This is a genomic window from Methanosarcina sp. WH1, assembly GCF_000970005.1.
Lineage (GTDB): Archaea > Halobacteriota > Methanosarcinia > Methanosarcinales > Methanosarcinaceae > Methanosarcina.
On record NZ_CP009504.1, the window covers coordinates 3700480 to 3720844 of the forward strand.

Annotated in this window: 22 protein-coding genes and 1 pseudogene; 17 read left to right on the plus strand and 6 right to left on the minus strand. The window is 41.4% G+C overall.

Features of this window, described 5'->3' with window-relative positions; translation table 11 throughout:
* Positions 1–146 precede the first annotated feature (146 nt).
* Both MSWH1_RS19760 and MSWH1_RS17690 read left to right on the plus strand, forming a co-directional pair.
* On the plus strand, positions 147–1301 hold the full coding sequence (locus tag MSWH1_RS19760) for a hypothetical protein (protein WP_052723195.1): 1155 nt from the start codon (positions 147–149) through the stop codon (positions 1299–1301).
* 232 nt (positions 1302–1533) lie between these two features.
* On the plus strand, positions 1534–3630 hold the full coding sequence (locus MSWH1_RS17690) for a TIGR04279 domain-containing protein (RefSeq protein WP_052723196.1): 2097 nt from the start codon (positions 1534–1536) through the stop codon (positions 3628–3630).
* A gap of 85 nt (positions 3631–3715) precedes the next feature.
* Here the strand turns inward: MSWH1_RS17690 and MSWH1_RS16320 are convergent, their stop codons facing one another.
* A complete protein-coding gene (locus tag MSWH1_RS16320) occupies positions 3716–4612 on the minus strand; it encodes an SDR family NAD(P)-dependent oxidoreductase (RefSeq protein ID WP_048129957.1) in 897 nt (298 codons plus the stop codon).
* 398 nt (positions 4613–5010) lie between these two features.
* Here MSWH1_RS16320 and MSWH1_RS16325 point away from each other — a divergent pair, with 398 nt between their 5' ends.
* The 8 genes from MSWH1_RS16325 (at position 5011) to dapB (ending at position 11457) form a co-directional block, all read left to right on the plus strand.
* A complete protein-coding gene (locus MSWH1_RS16325) occupies positions 5011–5898 on the plus strand; it encodes a DUF1616 domain-containing protein (RefSeq protein WP_048129958.1) in 888 nt (295 codons plus the stop codon).
* Positions 5899–5900: 2 nt separating this feature from the next.
* Positions 5901–6776, plus strand: a complete 876-nt coding sequence (locus tag MSWH1_RS16330) for a CPBP family intramembrane glutamic endopeptidase (protein WP_048129959.1) — start codon at positions 5901–5903, stop codon at positions 6774–6776.
* Between the two features lie 420 nt (positions 6777–7196).
* Positions 7197–7370, plus strand: a complete 174-nt coding sequence (locus MSWH1_RS20395) for a hypothetical protein (protein WP_231591838.1) — start codon at positions 7197–7199, stop codon at positions 7368–7370.
* Between the two features lie 467 nt (positions 7371–7837).
* Positions 7838–8602: a heparan-alpha-glucosaminide N-acetyltransferase gene (locus MSWH1_RS16340; protein ID WP_048129961.1), complete on the plus strand. Its 765-nt coding sequence runs from the start codon at positions 7838–7840 to the stop codon at positions 8600–8602.
* Between the two features lie 310 nt (positions 8603–8912).
* Entirely contained in the window at positions 8913–9227 is a 315-nt protein-coding gene (locus MSWH1_RS16345; RefSeq protein WP_048129962.1) for a hypothetical protein, read from the plus strand.
* A gap of 299 nt (positions 9228–9526) precedes the next feature.
* Positions 9527–9721, plus strand: a complete 195-nt coding sequence (locus tag MSWH1_RS16350; RefSeq protein WP_048129963.1) for a 30S ribosomal protein S17e — start codon at positions 9527–9529, stop codon at positions 9719–9721.
* Positions 9722–9793: 72 nt separating this feature from the next.
* A complete protein-coding gene (dapA, locus tag MSWH1_RS16355; RefSeq protein ID WP_048129964.1) occupies positions 9794–10669 on the plus strand; it encodes a 4-hydroxy-tetrahydrodipicolinate synthase in 876 nt (291 codons plus the stop codon).
* Positions 10666–11457, plus strand: a complete 792-nt coding sequence (dapB, locus tag MSWH1_RS16360) for a 4-hydroxy-tetrahydrodipicolinate reductase (protein ID WP_048129965.1) — start codon at positions 10666–10668, stop codon at positions 11455–11457. Before dapA ends, dapB begins: the two co-directional genes overlap by 4 nt.
* Positions 11458–11903: 446 nt before the next feature.
* Here dapB and MSWH1_RS16365 read toward each other — a convergent pair whose 3' ends face one another.
* The gene (locus MSWH1_RS16365) at positions 11904–12332 is read right to left on the minus strand and encodes a hypothetical protein (RefSeq protein ID WP_048130723.1); all 429 of its coding nucleotides are present in this window, start codon (positions 12330–12332) and stop codon (positions 11904–11906) included.
* A gap of 345 nt (positions 12333–12677) precedes the next feature.
* On the opposite strand from MSWH1_RS16365, the gene MSWH1_RS16370 reads away from it, so the two are divergent.
* The 7 genes from MSWH1_RS16370 to MSWH1_RS16400 are packed head-to-tail and all read left to right on the plus strand — an operon-like array spanning position 12678 to position 17076.
* Positions 12678–13133, plus strand: coding sequence for a hypothetical protein (locus MSWH1_RS16370; RefSeq protein ID WP_048129966.1), 456 nt, complete (start codon positions 12678–12680; stop codon positions 13131–13133).
* 34 nt (positions 13134–13167) lie between these two features.
* Positions 13168–13785 (plus strand): DUF1673 domain-containing protein, encoded by a 618-nt coding sequence (locus MSWH1_RS16375; protein ID WP_048129967.1) that lies wholly within the window; start codon positions 13168–13170, stop codon positions 13783–13785.
* Entirely contained in the window at positions 13782–14492 is a 711-nt protein-coding gene (locus MSWH1_RS16380) for a DUF1673 domain-containing protein (protein ID WP_052723197.1), read from the plus strand. Before MSWH1_RS16375 ends, MSWH1_RS16380 begins: the two co-directional genes overlap by 4 nt.
* A gap of 5 nt (positions 14493–14497) precedes the next feature.
* Positions 14498–15127 carry a DUF1673 domain-containing protein gene (locus tag MSWH1_RS16385; RefSeq protein WP_048129968.1) on the plus strand — a complete coding sequence of 210 codons (630 nt, stop codon included), beginning with the start codon at positions 14498–14500 and terminating at the stop codon, positions 15125–15127.
* Positions 15124–15741, plus strand: coding sequence for a DUF1673 domain-containing protein (locus MSWH1_RS16390; protein WP_048129969.1), 618 nt, complete (start codon positions 15124–15126; stop codon positions 15739–15741). The genes MSWH1_RS16385 and MSWH1_RS16390 overlap by 4 nt, the downstream gene beginning before the upstream one ends.
* Positions 15742–16356 (plus strand): DUF1673 family protein, encoded by a 615-nt coding sequence (locus MSWH1_RS16395; RefSeq protein ID WP_052723198.1) that lies wholly within the window; start codon positions 15742–15744, stop codon positions 16354–16356.
* Complete coding sequence (locus MSWH1_RS16400) at positions 16357–17076, plus strand: DUF1673 family protein (RefSeq protein WP_048129970.1); 720 nt, start codon at positions 16357–16359, stop codon at positions 17074–17076.
* A 48-nt stretch (positions 17077–17124) separates the two neighbouring features.
* Here the strand turns inward: MSWH1_RS16400 and MSWH1_RS20400 are convergent.
* The 4 genes and pseudogenes from MSWH1_RS20400 to MSWH1_RS16415 form a co-directional block, all read right to left on the minus strand.
* Positions 17125–17715, minus strand: a pseudogene (locus tag MSWH1_RS20400) (RNA-guided endonuclease InsQ/TnpB family protein); the annotation flags it as partial.
* 18 nt (positions 17716–17733) lie between these two features.
* Complete coding sequence (locus tag MSWH1_RS20405) at positions 17734–18225, minus strand: hypothetical protein (protein WP_231591840.1); 492 nt, start codon at positions 18223–18225, stop codon at positions 17734–17736.
* Between the two features lie 131 nt (positions 18226–18356).
* Complete coding sequence (locus tag MSWH1_RS16410) at positions 18357–19601, minus strand: IS110 family transposase (RefSeq protein WP_048129971.1); 1245 nt, start codon at positions 19599–19601, stop codon at positions 18357–18359.
* 276 nt (positions 19602–19877) lie between these two features.
* Positions 19878–20351: a DUF5788 family protein gene (locus MSWH1_RS16415; RefSeq protein WP_048129972.1), complete on the minus strand. Its 474-nt coding sequence runs from the start codon at positions 20349–20351 to the stop codon at positions 19878–19880.
* Between the last annotated feature and the right edge of the window lie 14 nt (positions 20352–20365).

The following is a 20365-nucleotide window of genomic DNA, read 5'->3' on the forward strand; positions in this document are numbered from 1 at the left end:
TATATAACATTCACAGTAAAAACCTATAGAATATTCTTTTAATAGCATAATTATAAATGTTTATTTTTGTTAATTATGTCAAAAAATTTAAATAGACACATGAGAAACATAATTAAAAAGTTCTGGTTTGAAAAGGAGTAGTGCCCGTGCAAAAATCCATTAACCCCCATCAAAAGCGAAAAAAAACTGCCTTTATGATCACCTCCCTTTCGGTTCTGATTATGGCTTTACTGATAATCTCACCTACAGCTGCAGCAGTTAGCAACTGGGATTTATCCCCTGAAAACCCCGTTCTTGGAGATACCCTTCGAATTAAAGGGAGTGCATCTCCAGAAGAGGAAATCGAAATACAGGCAACTTTTGAAAAAGCTGTTCCAGTATCCGGGGGGGAGTACGAGTGCATATTGGAAGGCGTGAAAATCCCTGAAGGGTTCGAAAATCGCTTTACGGTCCAGGCCAGCGGAGCCAAAAACCTCAATGTCAGAGTAAAAATAGTGGTCTGGGTGACAAAAAGCTCAGAGGCTTCTGGAAATACTGCAGTAGTCTCACAGTCAAATGTACCTCCAGGGACATACAATATAAAGATAGATGGGGACGCTAAAGAAGGAGTTTCAAATGTGAAACTGAAGGTTACGGCTCTTCAGGGTATAGAGGCTGATTCAAATGGAGAATTCAGTTACTCATATAACACAAAAGCGATTCCACCTGGGGACCTTGAGATAGAAGTAGGGGGAATAACAAAAACAGTAACCATTAAGTCTGAAGAAGATTCAGGCTCAACTTCAGGTGATTCTTCAACAGATGATTCTTCAACAGATGATTCTTCGACAGATGATTCTTCAACAGATGATTCTTCGACAGATGATTCTTCGACAGATGATTCTTCGACAGATGATTCTTCGACAGATGATTCTTCAACAGGAGATTCCTCGACAGATGATTCTTCAACAGGTGATTCCTCGACAGATGATTCTTCAACAGGTGATTCCTCGACAGATGATTCTTCGACAGGTGATTCCTCGACAGATGATTCTTCAACAGATTCTTCTTTCTCAGGTTCTTCTTCCAAAGAAACCAAACCTTCCATGAAACCAACAAACTCCGAAACTGTGAAAGAAAGTGGGGTTTATGAAGATTTAACTTCGGATGAAAGTCTCGTAGGGGGAGACAATCAAGCACAGCTTCCCGGAAATAATACCCAAACTTCCGAAGCTTCAATACAATTTGAAGATAAATTTTACCTGTTAGCAGGAATGGTAGCAGGACTTCTGATCCTGATAGTATATTTAAGGAAGAAATGAAGTAAAAAAACAACAATGTCAGGTGATTATACAAAAAATATTGCTATCTTTAGAAAGAATAGTCAAAAAAAAACTAAACAAATAAATTGGGGGTATATACCTGAAAAAAAGTATACTGATAATTACACTAAGTATATTCATATTAACCTCTGCAACAGCAATTGCAGGCAACAACGAAAGAGGTCCAAACCCCATTGGTGATATAAACTTCACCGATAGGGTTGTTTATTTCTTGGACCACACCAACAACCCAGCGGAAGGAAATTGGATTGCAATAGGTTCCTCCGAAGAGAGAAGAATTCAGCTTCCTCAGCCGATAAAACTTACATACAATAGCCCGAAATCAATAGAATATGGGGAAGCTTCTGGAACTCTGTATAAAGACGAAAATGAAAGTTACACTATAATATACCCATCATCTTATGCCTATACCACCCATCCAATTTACCTGCCTGGAGAAAATATCGTCATATCTTTTTATGGGGAGTCCGGACTGGAAGGAAAGGTGGATATATACCTTATCAAAGCGACCCGGAACTTAATGTTCGGGGCCTTCGACGCCTTTTACACAAAAGATGTAGGAGACTTAAACAGATTCTTCAACAACACCGTGGACGAGAACTATAAAAAATACTCTGCTGTGCTCGGAAATAATGGGGATTTGTTAAATTATAATTTAGGGCCACTTGATGCGGGACAGTACAGTATAATTATGACCCAGGAAAATGAAGACGGCAGTCTGACAGTATTTTCTGCAACAGCCTTTGTGGTTATGGAACATAAACTACTCGTTTCAACTCCTGGAAGCATAGTAAACTGGGAAGACCCGAACATGAACGGTCTTGAAGATCTTGAAGACATTTTTGCAGACCTGAACATAAGCATTCCTATAATAGATCTTGAAGACCTGTACACGAGCATGCCTGTAATCATAGAAAACGGGAAAGACCTAGACTTAAGCATGGATCTTACGAATGCTCCAGACGAAAATAACTGTATTTATGGAGCAGTACTCATCAATGAACAGGCATATGAGGCAAAAATAGATATCAATTCCGATGGCACAAGAGGCGGCACATCAGTAATAGTAAATGGTGTGGACGTTATAGATGAGTTTGACATAAACTCCTCAAATTTCAGGTCAAAAATGACTAAAAACGAGCTTCAGAAAGAAATCCAGGTCCTGATAGGGGAAGAAAAAGGTTCCATAGCAATAGGAGAAAGAGGCCAGAAAACATTATCACTTACCACTTTTGATCTGCCTGCGGGCCACTATTACCTCTTTGTAGGAGCATATTGTCCGGGAAAGGAGCTTATAGGGCTTACTCAGCTCAAAGTTTTGATTATACCAAAGGGCTACCCTGGCGGAGATGATGGTCCTGGTGGAGACGATGGTCCTGGCGGAGATGATGGTCCTGGTGGAGACGATGGTCCTGGCGGAGATGATGGTCCTGGCGGAGACGATGGTCCTGGCGGAGACGATGGTCCTGGCGGAGACGATGGTCCTGGCGGAGATGATGGTCCTGGTGGAGACGATGGTTCTGGCGGAGACGATGGTTCTGGCGGAGACGATGGTTCTGGCGGAGACGATGGTTCTGACGGACACGATGGTTCTGGCGGACACAATGGTTCTGGATGGAAAGATAAAGAGTCTAAAGAACCTGAGGAAAATGTCCGAAGCAAGGAACAATGCAAGAAGTTCGTTACAAAGAACAGCTATGTAAAATTCGAATTCGCTGAAAAAAATACCTGCGTTGATTACCTGGAATTTAAATCCAAGATAACTACTGAAACTACAATAGCCACTATCGAAGAACTGAAAGAAAAATCTACACTTGTGCCCATCGAACCCGAAGGAGAAATCTATAATTACTTCAATGTCCGGATTGGCGATGGTGAATTTTCAAATTCGGATAACCTTAGGAACGCTATTGTAGGGTTCAGGATAAGCAAAGACTGGATTGATGAAAACCACATCAATAGCGACTCAATAACCCTTCAGCACTTCGACAAAGATAAATGGACATCCCTTCCAACTAAAAAGATTAGCGAAAACAAGAATTATATTTACTTTAAAGCTGAAACTCCCGGTTTCTCTCAGTTTGCAATATCAATTGAAAAGAATGCGACAGGTACTGAGGCGGGAGGAGAAAATCAGGGATCTTCAGAAATTGTGCCACAGAAAGAACCAAAAGTAACAGACGAGACTGGCACTGCAGCTCAGGAAAATAAAAACCAGACAATTTCGAAAATTGCTACCTTCTTTGCAGGGTTACTTGCAATCCTCATTATAGGTGCGATTATAATGAAAAAAAAGAAACCTGAGTAAAGATAAGATACATAAAAAAAGGTAAAAACAGGAGACCTTGTGTCTTCTGTTCTAATTTTTTTGAAATAGATAAATTCTTACGACTTTAAATAAGGCTCTTTAATCCCTGTTCCAGTTCGATCTCACCTTTCCACCAGCCGGAAATTTTTGAGACATCTGCCCTGGAGTCTCGAACATCTCCTGCCCTTGATCCGGCATGAACGATCTGGCTTGAGGAACCGGTCAGTTTAATAATAGTCTCAGCAAGCTCGAGGACTGTTACACTTTTTCCCATAGCCACATTGAAAAACTGACCATCCCCGTGCTCGAGAGCTGCTGCATTTGCCCTGACAACATCTCTTACATGAACGAAATCCCTGCTCTGAAGTCCGTCACCGTAAATAAGAAGATCCTTTCCTGCCTTTGCCCTTTCCAAAAAAATGGGGATCACGGCAGCATACGGAGATTTCGGGTCCTGACGTGGGCCGTATACATTAAAGTAACGCAGGCAGGTAGTCCGAAGCCCGTGCTCCTCATAAAACATTCTTGCCAGGTATTCTCCGTCCAGTTTGGAGATTGCATAAGGCGAGGCAGGTTCAGGATACATAGCCTCTCTTTTAGGAAGCTCAGGGTTATTTCCATAAACTGCAGCTGAGGATGCGGTCACAAATTTTTCGACTCCTGCCCTGACACATGCCTGCAATACATTAAGTGTTCCAAGTGTATTTATCCGGAAAGCCTCAACTGGATTTTCACAGCTTAGCGGCACTGATACGAGAGCAGCTTCATGAAAAACGCAGTCCATACCCGAGACAGCCTTTTCGACCGAAGAGGAATCACAGATATCCCCCTGAACGAATTCGACATTCCTGTGCTGAGGGACATTTCGGGAAAAACCCGTAGTGAGATTATCAAGTATCCTCACACTATGTCCTGCTTCTGCGAAATACTCAGCTATATGGGAGCCTATGAAACCTGCTCCTCCTGTAACCAGCACATTCATGTTCCGAAAGAAGGAAAAGGTACAAAATAAAATTTTCCATGCCGGCCTGAAAGTTCCATAGTTTTGGATAAAAAAAATGAAAGATAGAAGAAACAGAGATCATCAGGAGAAAATTTTATCAGAAGGGAAAATTTTTTCATCGAAAGAAGCTTTATGAATACAGGGGAATTAAAAAAATTGGGGAAATTCAGGCCACCACGATAAACCAGCTGATCAGTAAAGTACAGTTATCCGTACAGCTTGAGGGAACTGGATAATTTCCAGAAAATAAATTCAAATTAGTGGCTTACTTATCGGTTTACCAGAACAATTGAATAATCTATAGGAGATTGGCGGGAAGCTCACATAACTATAAATTATAGGAAGAGAGTATACTAAATATTTTAGCAGTGATAAAAATGGCTGGAAACCGACAATTGCCTCTGGATCTGCTGCTTGTAGCAGGTCTTGTAATCCTTACTGATATTTTCGTACTTGTGCCCGTACTTAGCGGGAGCTTTCTGCGCACAATCCTTGGACTTCTCCTGGTCCTTTTCTTACCGGGGTATGCCCTGATAGGGACTCTTTTTCCTGCAAAAAAAGATCTGGAAGGAATTGAGAGAGCCCTGCTTTCCTTAGGGTTAAGCATTGCCGTAGTCCCACTCATGGGACTTGGAATGAACTACACTGACTGGGGAATCAGGGAAGTTCCCGTACTCACAGGGCTTTCAATATTTACTCTTCTCATGTGCGGGGCGGCATGCTACAGAAGACTCCAGCTGCCTGAAGCTGAAGCCTTTGAAGTCCCGTTCAAAGCGTCTATCCTTGCCCTGAAGGCAGAGCTTCTGGAGAAGCACGGGTCCGGAACCGACAGAGCCCTTTCAATCTTACTGGTAATTTCGGTTCTGGCCTCTCTTGGCAGCCTTGCTTATGTCATAGGAAATCCCAAAGAAGGAGAGTCATTCACCGAATTTTACATCCTGGGACCTGACAGAATGGCTGAGAACTACCCCACAAACTACACCCTCGGAGACAGTGGGACAGTAGTGGTAGGAATTGCAAACCATGAGCACAGAACTGTAGATTATACGATGGAACTGAGGCTTGAAAATCGTCCCCTGCCTCTTCCGGAAAACCAGAAATATATCAGCCTTGACGATAACGCATCCTGGGAAGAACCAGTCACTTTTACTCCACCCATAGAGGGAAAGGATATGAAACTGGAGTTTCTGCTTTTTAATGATACTGAAAAAAACGTACCTTACAGGAATGTCCATCTCTGGATTAATGTTACAAAGGAGGCCTGACGATGGCACCTCCAGAATATCCACCCTCGGAACTGGAAGCAGGAAAGATCTCTTTGCCGGAGCTTGGGAAAATGTTTAAAATGAAGACTGATGAAAAAAACGGGTTCCTAAAAAAAATATTTTCCGCAGGAGGTCCTGTTATTGCTATTGCTTTTGCCGAACTGTTAATTTTTAGCGGCAGAATAAAAGAAGCCGCAATAACCTATACATTACTTCTTATCATCTTTTCACTTTCAATAATAGTTTCAAAAAAACTGGAGATACGCAAAATTCACCAGGCGTTTATACTCCTGCCCATTCTTCGCCTGGTAAACCTTTCAATGCCTATCTTCTTTGAATCCAACCTTTACTCATTCGTATTCATATATGTACCCATGGCAATTCCGGCAATTATAATATCCGTTTATCAGGAAATTCCGGGGGAAAGAAAAGTAGATTTACTCAAGAAAATGAAAATTTATCTGCCCTCTTCTATCCTTGCAGGCCTGATTTTTGCAGAGTTAGAAAATGTATTCATTCAAGCCAGGCCTCTTATTCCTGATCTTTCACTCATTAACCTGCTGGAACTAACAATTATAATGATTTTTGTAGTCAGCCTTACAGAAGAATTCATCTTCAGAGGGATTATCCAGACAAGGCTGGAAGAATTCTTAGGCCCTGCGGGAGGCATCCTGCTAGCAAGCCTTTTATTCGGGATAATGCATTCAAGCTATGGCACACCTTACGAAATGGCATATACTTTTCTTGCAGGTGGCGTACTCGGGTATTTCTTTTACAGGACAAAGAGCCTTGCTCTCGTAGTAATGATCCACGGTTTTATAAACATATTTTTATACGGGCTAATTCCTCACCTGGGGCCTGGACTGGGACTGGTATAAGAACTGTTGAAAAAAGTATAAAAGAAACTACATATTACAGGGCACATAACTTAAGTAAGTTAATAGAGAGTGAACTACCCCACCCTGCTTTCTGATGAAAACGAGGGCGGAGCTTCCTTCGAATGATTACGTCACTTGGATATTTGCAGTAATGCAAGTATCCATCTGTAATCCTGTTTGTCGAAGATTATCAGAAAATTTCTGATAGCTTGTCCACTGAAGTCTATGATGCTCAAACCAAACAGAGCAGGACCAGAGCTCCTATTTTATTTATTCATTATACCAACCCTGTTTTTCAGAGCTGCAACCTCTCCTGCCGCTGCAAAGGTAACAGGCTGAAAACTAAGCCCCGAGAACCCTGAAATTGGGGACACCCTTATAATTAGCGGGCTTGCCTCCCCTGAAGAAGAAGTGGAGATTTTGGTTTCCTTTGAAAAGACTGTGCCTGTATACCTGAGAGAGTACAATTACAAGGTTCTCTCAAAGACAGAGAGCGCCTGGACCGGTAACGGAACAGCTACTGTATCCTATTCAGGGGTTTCTCCAGGAGCATACAGGGTTAGAATAGACGGTATAGCAGAAGATGAGGCTTAACCTGAAAATCACAACAATTAATGAGATGAAGATACTGCTACGGCTACAACTGCTGGAAAAGTTCCATCAAAAGATTCAGCAAAAGAGCGGGAAATTCAGGAGTATGAAAATCAGGCTCTCAGATTCTTCTATTTGCTTGCCGGAATCGTAACAGGTGTTGAGATTTTACTGGTAGTCAGGAGAAGAAGTAAGAGAGGGAAGAAGTAAGAGAAAAAAGAAGTAAGAGAGGGGAGAAGTAAGAGAAAAAAGAAGTAAGAGAGGGGAGAAGTAAGAGAAAAAAGAAGTAAGAGAAAAAAGAAGTAAGAGAGGGGAGAAGTAAGAGAAAAAAGAAGTAAAAGGAAAAAGAAGTAAGGATTACCGCCCTCTTTATGCCCTGTGCCCCACAGAATATATAAGTGTGGCTCTCTTTAGAAGGAGTCAAAAGTTCTTTATTAACGAGATTTCAGGGCATTTTGGAGAAAAAGGATATGGAAAGGCACTCAAATCGCTTCTGGGAAATTGATTGCCTGCGGGGTTTTGCCGTTATTTTAATGCTTGGATATCATTTTCTCTATGACCTGGATTTTTTCGGGCTTGCTGATATTGAGTTAAGGTCCGGCACTTTTCTTTATATTGGTAGGGGTTCAGCTTTCCTTTTTATTCTGATATCCGGAACCGCTCTTTCCATAAGCCATTCAAGAGCTCTTGCTAATGAAGTCTCAGGAAAGCCTGCAAAAAATTTTTCAAAATACCTTAAAAGAGGGCTGAGACTTTTTTCAATGGGGATGATAATCACAGGGATAACCTGGTTTTTTTTTCCGGGACAGTATATTCTCTTCGGGATCCTGCACTTTTTCGGAGTCTCTGCAGTGCTTGCTTACCCTTTCCTGAAATACGAAAGAGAAAACCTGCTTTTCTGCCTGTTTTTTACAATTATAGGATTCTACCTCAAAGAGAGAACTTTCGGATTTTCTGCTCTACTCTGGATGGGCTTCAAGCCTGAAGGCTTCATAACCCTTGACTATTTTCCTCTGTTTCCCTGGTTTGGAGTGCTCCTTGCAGGAATTTTCCTTGGGAACTCTCTTTATAAAGGTGGGAATAGGAAGTTTGAAATCCCTGAAGCAGACAAATTTTTGCTTTTGAAACTCATTTCCTGGGTAGGAAAACATTCTCTGTTCATATATTTCATTCACCAGCCTGTTTTCCTCGGGTTTTTGCTTCTGAGCGGGCTCCTTGACCCGGGAATGCTCTAGATATATTCTACGTGCCCGGTTTATTTCGTAAAAAACTGCTTTTTCGCCTGCTTTTTTGGCGAAAAGGGAATTAACAGAAGGAACTTAAACCTGCTGGTTTTATATATAATATAGAATACTTAATTTTACATTATTATCCGGCATCAATATACAGTGTATCAATATACAGTGTACCAATATACAATGTAACTGCTCATTAGTATATTATTCACATAAATATTATTCACATAAATATTATTCACATAACCGATAATATTTTCATATCTAATATTGTCCACTCATATCGCAACACTTAGAAATGGAGAAAAGAATGTATCTGGAAATTGCAATGCTTGCCTATTTTGTAGTCCTCTTCCTGACAATTCGAGATATTCGAATATTTAAAAGGACAGGATATCTTTCCTACAGGAAAGGTGCCCTCCGGGGGCTTGCAGCTTCTTCCTTGATCCTATTAGGGGCAATCAGCATTGAGATAAAGCCGGAGCTTGGCCTGCTCATTGTTTTATTCGGGCTTATTATTAACCGCAAAGGAGTAAGAGAACCTGTTTTTAAAAGTGCAGGAACACTTGACCGCTTTCTTGGAAAGACTGATTATGTAAAGAGCAACAGTAGAAAGAAAAGATGAAGAGGCAAGAAAAAACATTTACAGAAAAGGTAGAGACATTCCAAAAAATACTTTTTCACCCCAAAACTTATAAATCTCAAGTCACCTATTAGTCGACGAAATCAGTATAGTCAATTTTTTGAATCCAGTTTCCGCTAAATCATTAATATGAGATAGAAGAAAACCCATGTCATGGAACGCTTCCTTCTCCAGCTTCACGTTAACCGCTTCACGTTAACCAGAATTCACAGGGAAACATGGTTAGACAAACCACAAAAACTTGAATAACTGGAATAAAAAACAAAAACCGAGGAGATACGATGGGAAATATAAGACAGACAAACATCAAAAGAACTGCATTTAGCCTGCTTGAAAACTACGGAGAAGTTTTTACAAAAGACTTTGAGACCAACAAAATCCTTATGACAAAGTATACGACCATTGAAAGCAAAGTAATTAGAAACAGGGTTGCAGGCTACGTCACAAGAAAAGTTGCACGCATGAAAGTTTACTGAATAAGTTTACGGAATAGATAAAGAACTTATTTTTAAAGAACTTACTTCCAGGGAATAGGCAGGAGTATCTATATGTTTGAAGGAGCAATGCCTGCCCTGATCACTCCTTTTACAAAAGATGACAGGATTGACAGGGAAGGGCTACGAAGAAATATCGCATTTGTGGAAGAGGGAGGAGTTTCAGGGATCGTACCCTGTGGCACAACCGGAGAATCGGCTACCCTTTCCGCTTTGGAGCATGAAGAAGTAATCGACATTGCAGTGGAGTGCGCAAAGGTTCCTGTAATTGCAGGGACAGGTTCAAACAACACAGAAGAAGCCCTCCAGTTTACAAAGCACGCCGCAGATGCGGGTGTTGATGGCGTACTTCTTATCTCACCTTATTACAATAAGCCCAATCCTGCAGGTCTGCTTGCTCACTTCAAAAAAATTGCAGAGGCAGTAGATATCCCTATGATCCTCTACAATGTCCCCTCCCGGACAGGACAGAACGTGCCTGTGGATGTTATCACCAAACTTGCAAAGGTAGAAAACATTGTAGGAATCAAAGAAGCCAGCGGGAACGTCGGCAAAGTTTCCCAGATCCTCGAGCAGACTATAGATGACGATTTTGTGGTTCTCTCAGGCGAAGATGGGCTGACTCTTCCGATTATTTCCATGGGAGGCAGCGGAGTTATTTCAGTCGTTGCAAATATTGTGCCTGACAAAATGTCGGGAATGGTAAATGCAGCCCTCAAGGGAGATTACGAGACTGCAAGAAAGATTCATTTCGAGATAGCTCCTCTGATACGTGCCCTTTTCCTTGAAACAAACCCAATTCCGGCTAAGAAAGCTGCAGAGCTTGTCGGGCTCGCGAGCGGGCACCTGAGGCTTCCACTCGCTCCCATGAGCGATGCCAACCAGTTAAAGCTTGTAACTGAACTCAAGAAACTGGGGATAATGAGATGATTAACGCAGCAGTACTCGGAGCCTGCGGCAGGATGGGTTCCTTAATTATAGAAAACATTACCTGCTCCACCAACATGCAGCTTGTTGCCGCTTTTGATGTGGGCAACATAGGAAGGGATGCAGGAGAATTTGCCCATGTTGGCAACCTGGGAATCCAGGTTTCAGATGTTAAAGATCTAGAAACCGTCCTGAAAAAGACTCAGGCTGAGGTCCTTATCGACTTTACTATAGCCGGTGCAACCATTGTAAATGCTCCTGTTGCTGCAGGATGCGGAGTAAACCTGATAATAGGAACTACAGGCCTGACTCCGGAACAGCGGGAAGTAATTGATGAAGCGATCCGGAAAAACAAGGTACGTGCAGTCATATCCCCTAACTATTCCGTAGGCGTTAACGTATTTTTCAAGATCATTAAGGAAGCTGCAAAGTATCTTGCAGACTATGACATAGAAATTATCGAAGCTCACCACAACCAGAAAAAAGATGCCCCAAGTGGGACCGCTCTTCGCGCAGCTGATGTGGTCAGTGAAGCTCTGGGCGGCAAAGAATACGTATACGGAAGGGAAGGTCTCGCCCCCCGCGGGAAAGAAATCGGCATCCACGCCTTGCGCGGAGGAGATATCACCGGAGACCATACAGTACTCTTTGTAGGAAATTCCGAAAGGATTGAGATCCGGCATATGGCTCATTCCAGGCAGATCTTTGCCAAAGGCGCAGTCCGTGCAGCCGAATGGATCTGCAAGCAGGAACCTGGGATATATTCCATGGACGATGTACTCGGGCTGTAAGGCTTAGTTTGAAGAAATTAATTGTACAGGCTGTGTCTGAAATCATTCGGACCAACCTCTATTCCAGGCCTTAACCGGCCCAGAGTCCTTCTTTTTCATCTGATTTTCTCGAGTTTTTTCGGACTTTTTGAAAATATCATTATTTCACTGGAAATAATTTTTACGTCAAACGTAGCGAAAATTATAAATTATAGTATATAGGAAATAGGATGGTGCTTACTTTTAGGTACCCGACCCCTGAAGTCTGAAAACACCATATCATCCCACAACACAGACAAGGTTACCTACCTGCAAGCAAATTTCCACATAAAAACCATCCTTTCCAGGAAATGCAGGCTCCAGAAAATGAAAAGCAGCGGCTGAAAAACAGATTCTCATGAACCAGATGGAGCCCTGCAAAACCCGGAAAAACTCATTTTTTACTGAAAACAAACCTGAAAGGGGTCTTAAACAGCTGTCTCCACTATGGAAAGGGGCTGACCCTCCGCATAATCAGCGTAGAGTTCTACTTCAACAGTGCCCCAAGAATCAACTTTCGTACTATACGTTTCCGTAAACCTGCCGTCCAATGTGAATTTGAATGTGTAATCCACCATTTGAACCCCCATCTCCCGGGACCTGAAGGGTTTGGGATAGCTGATTTTTTCACCAGGGGCCAGTTCGTATGTTTCATTAAGCACGGAATTATTCTCCGAATCAAAGACCTCCACCCTGAGTTCATGCGCCCCTTCATCCATATTTCGGATGCAAAAAAGCGGAGTTGGAGGCCCGACTATGTAATAGGGGTTGGTTATGAACCGCACTACAAAAAATACTGACAGCAACAAAACCAGAATCGACGCACCTATAAAGGCTTTCCTTTTGAGATTTTCCATCGGCTTTTGTTCCTCCAGATTAACTTTGATTCCCATGATCAATTATTTTCAGTAATTCATCAAGGACGACAGTTTCACCCTGGAAGTTTTTGTGGAAGTAAAATCCAAGCCTTCTCAGAAAACGTTGCCTATACATTTAAAATGTAATTTTTATATTCGTTTATAAATCGCCATAGTCGAAAACAAATTTTAACCTTGTTCCATAAATATTTTATGGTCAGATCATCAAACTATTCCAGAGAAAACTTCAGGATCCCCACAATCTGGTAGAAATTTTCATAACTGGAACTCTAAAAAGTTACAAAGATAGAAAGGTATAAATAGTCAACATCTAGATGTTTACTTATGTTCCTTCCGGCAGGTGAAAAACAGTTTGAATTCTGGGTCCTGCGCCGAAACGGGCTCCCGAATATCAATATAGCAAAGCGTTTCGGGGTCTCCAGACAGGCAATATCAAGAGCCCTCCTCAGTATGGATAAACGCATTGAAGAAACTCTACTTGAGATGGCCAGAGCAAACAGGATAGAAGTAGAAAAGCTGGACTCAAAGAAAGGGATTCTCTTCGGGAAATCCGTTCCTTTCAAGACCAGCGCAATAGTCTTTATCTCAGTAAAACATGGAATGCAGGTCTGGTACGAACATGAGGGAGAATGCGGGTCCTGCGAAAGGTACAGGGAATGTATCGAACTCCTCTGGGACTTTGCAGAAGAAATGCAGCTCAAACTCCAGAGTTCGGAAGACCCCACAAAAATAGCTGACGAATTGTTCGGAAAATTAAAAGAATTGGTGGAACAGGCCTGAGTTCAGCCAGATAAAATTAAAGGAAGGGTAAACGATGGATGTATTCGCAAAGAGTATAAGGAAACTAATGGGCTGGTGTCCGAATGCAAAAATCGCTGAAGCAGGATCCTGGATTAGTCCTGCTAACTTTGAAGCATACGATCAGTCTGAGGGAAAAAAAGCCAGAAGTCCAGAGGTTCCGAGTCAATTTTCCCGGCTTGACGTCCGACTCCTCATGCCAACGCTGTTCTTAACTCCTTTTTACATAATAATGCTGTTCCTAAAGGGTGTAGATTCAGATGCCTTCTGTTTGGGTATTTTGCTTTCTTTACTGACATATTCACTTTGCTGGAAAAAGGTGATGCAGCAGTACGATGCCATTGCAAAAAAACCCATTGTCGACTCTTCCCCTAAAATAGAACTCTTCTTTGCTTCCTTATCCATAATTATGTTTTTGCTTTTGCCTCCCATGGTTTTCTTGTCTTATATACCCTCTTACCCTAACGCTCAGTCACTGTACTCTTTTATTGCAGGACCTTGGATTCTTACTATGTGGGGAACCTCTCTTCAGCTAGTTTATTGGGAGAAGAAAAATCACATGAGAATTCATATGAAAAATGAAAATGGCTTCCAAAAGACGTATACTATCGGGGAAAAAGAGGAAGAACTGTGAGCTTTAAAGTCGAAAACATAAAAAAGCTCATGGGATGGTGCCCGAATGCAAAAACGCTTGAAACCCAACATTCCATCTGCCCTGAATATTCGGAAGCTGATAACCAATCCAGGGGAAGAGATGCAGGAAATACCCCTATTTTACCCTCTGGTTGGTGGAACAAACGTCATAATAGGTCATTAATAGCTTCCTCCGTGTTTACCCTCTTTTCCATATATTGGATCGGATTCCAGGGAGTTCGTCCCATGGATAAAGGTTTCATGTCCGGGTTAATTTTCGGAATTATCTTTAACCTGACCTTTTGTGTCTGGAGCTGGAATTATCTGGATAACATAAAGAACTCAAGCAAAAAAACAAAAATTATAACTGTATCGTCAAAATGGAGAATTGTAAATCTAATTCTTTCCCTGGTATTTCTGTATCTCTTATTTTCACAATTCAACCGGGGATTCGTTTTGTTTTTAATCTCTGCTTTTTGCTTGATAGGTTTGATGTACTACTTTAAGTTTGATCCAACTCCCCTGGTGTTTCTTTTTTACTTCGGTTCACTCAACACGGCATTTTCATCTGGCATAGCCGGCATTTGTTTGACAGCTTTTCTGTATTACCTTACGGATGTATACTGGGAAAAGAGGAATGGAAAAATAGTGCTTGTATATGACCGTAAAATGTCAGAGATCTGTATCGTAAATGCAGGAGCGGAGTAACAACCATGTCCCTGGAATACATAAAGAAACTGATGGGCTGGTGCCCGAATGCAAAAACACTTGAAACCGGACCTCGAATTAGCCCTGCCAACTTTGAAGCATATGCTCAATCCGGAGGAGAAAAAGCCAGGACTCCTGGGGTTCTGAATCAATTCTCCAGGCTCTTCTCCAGGTTTGACGTCAGAATCCTTCTGCCAATGATTTTCATAACTCCGTTTTACATAAATTCGCTGTTCCGAACAGGTGTAAATGCAGAGGCTCTCCTTTTAGGCCTTTCACTTTCTCTACTTATTTATTTGCTCGGCTGGAAAAAGCAAATGCGACAGTACGATACCCTGGCAAAAAAACCCTTTATTGCTTCTTCCTTTAAAAAAACATTATTCTGGATTTTCTTAGTCCTGATTTTGGGTTTGATTTTGCCTATGGTTTTCCTGTCTTATATCTTGTCTTATATACCCTCTTTTCTTAACGCTCAGTCACTGTATTCTTTCATTGCAGGAGCCTGGATTCTTATGGGGGGAACCTATCTTCAGCTAATTTACTGGGAGAGGAAGAACCATATGAAAATTTATATAAAAAGTGAAGGGGGGTTCCAAAAGCTGTATGCCCTTGGAGAAAAGGCGGGAGAACTGTGAACCTGAATACCGAATACATTAAAAAATTGATGGGCTGGTGTCCGAATGCAAAAACACTCGAAACTCAATATCCCACCCACCCTGAATATTTTAGTGCGAATACCCGGGCCAGAGGTGAAGATTCCGGAGACCCGGAAAATCCCGGTTGGTTTCGGAAACTGAGCAGCAAGTTCCTTCTGGTTGATTCTTTTCTTACACTTGCATATTTCCTTGTAATGGCCCAATTGGGGGCAAATACAGCGGCTTTCCTTGCCGGATTATTCGTTTCCGTAACGTTTTTCATTTTTGCCTGGAAGAAGCAGATGCAAAGCTACGATGCTCTCGCACAAAAACCAGTTCTCGATTATTCAGGCAAGAAAAACCTGTATAGACGACTGTTTCGAATAATAACTCTAGTTTTTTATGCCACACTTTTGTTCTGGATTTTTGCGGGAGGTCCGGAAAGGGATCTTCTCATGAAAGGAACCCTGTCTTTCTTTGCAGGCGGGCTTGTCTCCCTGTGGCTTTGCTATCTCCAGATACTCTGCTGGGAGCGGAAAAACCATAAAACGATCTATCTCAACAAAAGCGGTGGAAAGCGGAAAAGATCGTATGTGATCAGGGAGGAAAGATAAGTGCCTTCAAAACTTGTTGTTTTCGAGCAGATCAAAAAGCTTATGGGCTGGTGCCCTTATGCAAAAACACCTGAAAGCGGGTACCTAATTCCCTCTGGAAATTTTGAAGCAAATGCCCGGGAAGGAAGAGAAAAAACAGGGACATCGAAAACCCTGTATGGGTACAGAAAAGCAAGCACCTGGATGCTCCTGTTAAACGCGATTTTTACCCTCCTGCATCCCGTGCTGCTTACCATAACAGGCCTGAACCGGGGGGCTTTTCTTGCCGGACTTGGCATTTCCATGCTGGTAGGCATCTTCGACTGGAAGAGGCAAATGAAAAGATATGATTCCCTGGAAAAAGAACCGATGCTCGATTACTCCGGCAAGATGAAATTGTTTAAAAAATGGCACGGAATTCCAGGTCTCATATTTTTGCTCCTGACTTTTTACCTTTGGTCTGAGATCAGGAAGTTTGCCCTGCCGTTTCTCTATTCTTTCTTTGCAGGCTCCCTCATTTTCCTGTTGTTCTGTTACCTGCAAATGATTTACTGGGAGCGGAAAAACCACAAAACGCTCTACTTCAAAAGTTGCGGGACCTGGAAAACCTTGTATCTGGTTAAGGAGAGAAAATAGATGCCTGCTAAAGCTGTTGTTTTTGACCAGATCAAAAAGCTGATGGGCTGGTGCCCGGCTTGCAAGAAAATGGCACAGCAAACAAAACAGCCCTTCGATTTTGCAAACGTGACCCCAATTTCCGGAAAAACAGGAAATTCACCGGAATTCAGAACTTCAAATGTAATTTTTCCTGCAAATTCAAATCTGGTTTTTGTACTTTTTTATATAGGCATCAGCCTGCTTCTGAGATATCCGGAGGACATTACACTTTTCCTGGCAGGTGTCTTCCTGCTTAACACCTGTTACTACGTTCTATTTCTCAAAACTTTCGAGGCAGCAGTTCTGGCAGACAGATTCGGGGTACACCTGCAGGTCTTCAGACTGAAGAATTTAGAAATTCCTTATGAAGAGATTGAAAGTGTGGCTTCATACAAGCATGAAAAACGTTCAAAGGAAATGTCCATACTTCTGGGAATTGGAGGAATTGCCATTTGTGGATTCGTGATCTACATGGTTGTAGTAGAAGGAGAATGGAAACCACTTCTGCTATTGATCTCCCTGTTTCCCTTCTTACTGCTTATGCAGAGGAAACAAAAAACCCGGTTATTGGACCTGAATACGCAGCTGTACATAAAAACCAGGCACAAAAAATGGTATGAATGGACTCCTTATTATTCCTTAGTCACAGATGAAGCCTCGGCTGCAGAGCTGAAATCATTTATTGAAAGGCATTTGTGAAGGCGTGTCAATGACTCGCCATTAAAATGGCAAGCATGTGAATAACGGTTAAACCGTTTCCACGTTTGGCTGATTGACATGCAGCCTACTCAGGCAAGATATACCCGCTTGAGCAATGTTACGAGAGGCATTAAGGTCACTATGCATATCAAAACCACAAGCTTTACAATGGTAGGAACTACCTTTCCTGTTACTCTTACGGATATCTCCACATTTGGAGCATTTCTGAGAAGAGTATCTGGGATCAATGTAGATAACAGCCTTACCAAGAGCTTCTGCTTTGTATTCCAAAAACTGAGCAAGCTGATAAAAACTCCAATTGTTGAGTTTTCGAGTAAACTCTTTTCCCTTTCTGGATTGGACTCTTATACTTGTCAGGTCTTCGAGTGCAAAGACGTCATGAGACATGTTAACTATGGTTTTCGAAATGCAGTGATTTACGTCAGTCACAAACCGTCTTTCTTTTCTGCTAATCTTCCTGAGAAGACGTTTAGCAGACTTAGTGCCTTTGGACTGCAATTTCTGTCTGAGAAAAGCATATTTAGCTCTGACATTTTTAATTTGTTTTCCGTTAAAAAAAACATTGTTAGAGCAAACGGCAATGTTCACGATACCCCTATCAATTCCGAGAACTTTGTTTCCAGAACGTTCAGGAGATTATTTTCTAAAAATAATATGCAAGAAAAAAGCATCTTTCCTGTTATCGTATTTCAAAGTAGAACTCCTAACTTCCCAATTAACATACTCTTGATAATATTTAGGGACATTGAAAGTTGCTTTGATTCTTCCATTTATAGTAGCAATGCTTACACTTCCATGTTTCAGATTGTAAGTAATTACTCTCTGATTATACCTGATAGCAGCAAAAGGCTTTGCAGTTGGAAGATTTTTAAGTTTGACTCCTTTAAGAGCTTCGCAAGCAACATCTCTAGCTCCCTGAACAAGAGAAGAAGGAAGTTCTGGATGCCTTTCTCGAATATCGTTATAGGTAGCGTGATGGATAGATACCTTACTATTGGTTTCATGTTCAAAACCATATTTAGCGACCTCGTTAAACACAGTGTTAAAAAGAATAATTGTTTTCTTGAGGATAGGTTTATCTTCCTCAGAAACACCGAGTTTAAGTTTAATCGTTCTATCCACATTCATATATTACACATGATACATTATATAGGTAACAGAGGTGTAAAAAGCAGGTATTGGGTGTTGACGCATTCCTCCCGCAGCTAAAGCAACGGGTATCCTGCTTATTAGCATGAAAGTATATGAGGAGATCTTCCTCACGTACTCTCTCTTTCGTCATTTCTCGCAATTACATATATTTCACTCATTATTTTGATCCTTTCATCAACTGAGAATATCTCAGTCTCAACTATCTTTCTCTTTTGAATTTCCCTCTTTTTATATCCAGTTTCATCTTCATACATCTCCTCGTTTGTGATCAGATGCCATATGATTGTTGCAATTTTTCTTGCCAGGGCAATAATCGCCTTTGAATGCCCAATCGACTTCTTTTTTCTGTTGAAAAACTCTTTTAACCTGCTATTTTTCGTTCTTGCTGCTGCCTGAGCAATCTGTGTTAGAATCCACCTTGCTTCCTTAGATCCTCTCTTAGTGATTCTTCCGTTGTGGTATTTATCCGCTGATTGGTACACATTCGGAACCAGTCCAAGCCATGAAGCAAGCTTATCCCCTGAAGAAAAATCTTTGAAATCACCTATTTCAGCAATAAGAGTTGCCGCTCCAAGTTCTCCTATTCCTGGAACAGACATCAAAATTTCCATTTCTTGCTTATGATTTCTATACGCATAATTGAAAATTTCTTTTTCCAAAATTTTTATTTCATTGTCAAGATGCTTTATGATATCCAGACAGATCTGAAGCCTGAATGCAGCACCCTGAGAGATTTCTCTGTCCAGAATTTCCCTTATCTGATCACTTTTTTTACGAACATTTGGGGAAAGGCTTGCAATAATCTGGTCAACGCTTTTACCTGAACAAATTCCTGCTAAAATTGTTCTACCACTCTTACCAAAAATATCTGTTAGCACATTCTTCAGATTAAACATTTCAGGTGCGAGTATGGCGTGAGCTTCATTTTTTATATCTGTTCTTTTTTGTACAAGGTTATGGCGAAGCCGGATACATGAACGAAATGTTCTATGGTTTTTTGGGAAAACTCTTGATGGTTGAACCATATTATTCAATGCAAGTTGTGCGATGAATTCGGAATCGATCTTATCTGTTTTTTTGTGTGTAAACGCCTTCATATCTCGGGCATTTCCAACTATAACAGGTAGATGTTTTATCAACGCATCATAAATCGGAACCCAAAAGTCACTCGTTGATTCACAGGCAACAACGTCACATTTATCTGATATAACCCAGTTTTTAAAAGCTAAAATTTCGTCAGGGGTTCTAGAGAAATATTGTTGTTGTTTTTCACCAGATCTACTGAGGATTGTAGCAATGAAAAAGAGTTTGTGAATGTCTAAACCACAAGCTTTGTTAATGACTTCAACCAATTTAGATCACCAAATTAGATCACCAAATTAATTTGGGCAGTAGAATTGCCTCAAAGGCCAATTTAGCATCCGTGATCAAAGTCACATTTGAGCCTTCGATGGCAATTCACTGGTTAGTTTTATCACGGCTTCGAAGAACCAAAATAAGTACAACCTTACTGCCTAAGAGAATGATGAGGTTGATAGGTAAAAAAGGTAAGGAAAAAAAAGTACTTTCATTTCTTTGTGCCTGTTATTCGAAGAATTTCATATGCGTTTTATCAGAAAACAAACTCATCATTTTAGACTTTTAATCAGCTCCTGAAAACGCTTTTCGTCCACAACCCTCTGGGTATTGAGCATTTTCTTAAATTCATCGACACTTTTTTCCCCGCCTTTCCCCTCAAGCTTATCTTTCAGCTCCATTGCCGCCCGCAAAAGCCCGACCGCTTCTTCATAAAGGGCTTCTGCCTCAACCCGTGTAAGTTCTTCGGTTTCGAGCAGTTCCTCATCTGCTTTTGCCCTTTCCTTCAGTTTAGGGATAAGAGCCCTGATTTTGGCAGCTTCGTCGGGATTGAGACGTTCTTTTTCCCCAAGATCCCTGACCATGTCCCGGAGCCTATACTCCTCACCCTCAATCTCCACACTTTCAGGGATTTTCTTCCCGGCCCAGGCAAAGTCGCTCCTGAGGCTCCAGAGAAGTCTGTTGCGTTCCTGAGAACCAAGAGATTCTGTTTCGGTTTTGTTTGTTTTTGTCTCATCTTTCAGCATAAATTAATTCCTCA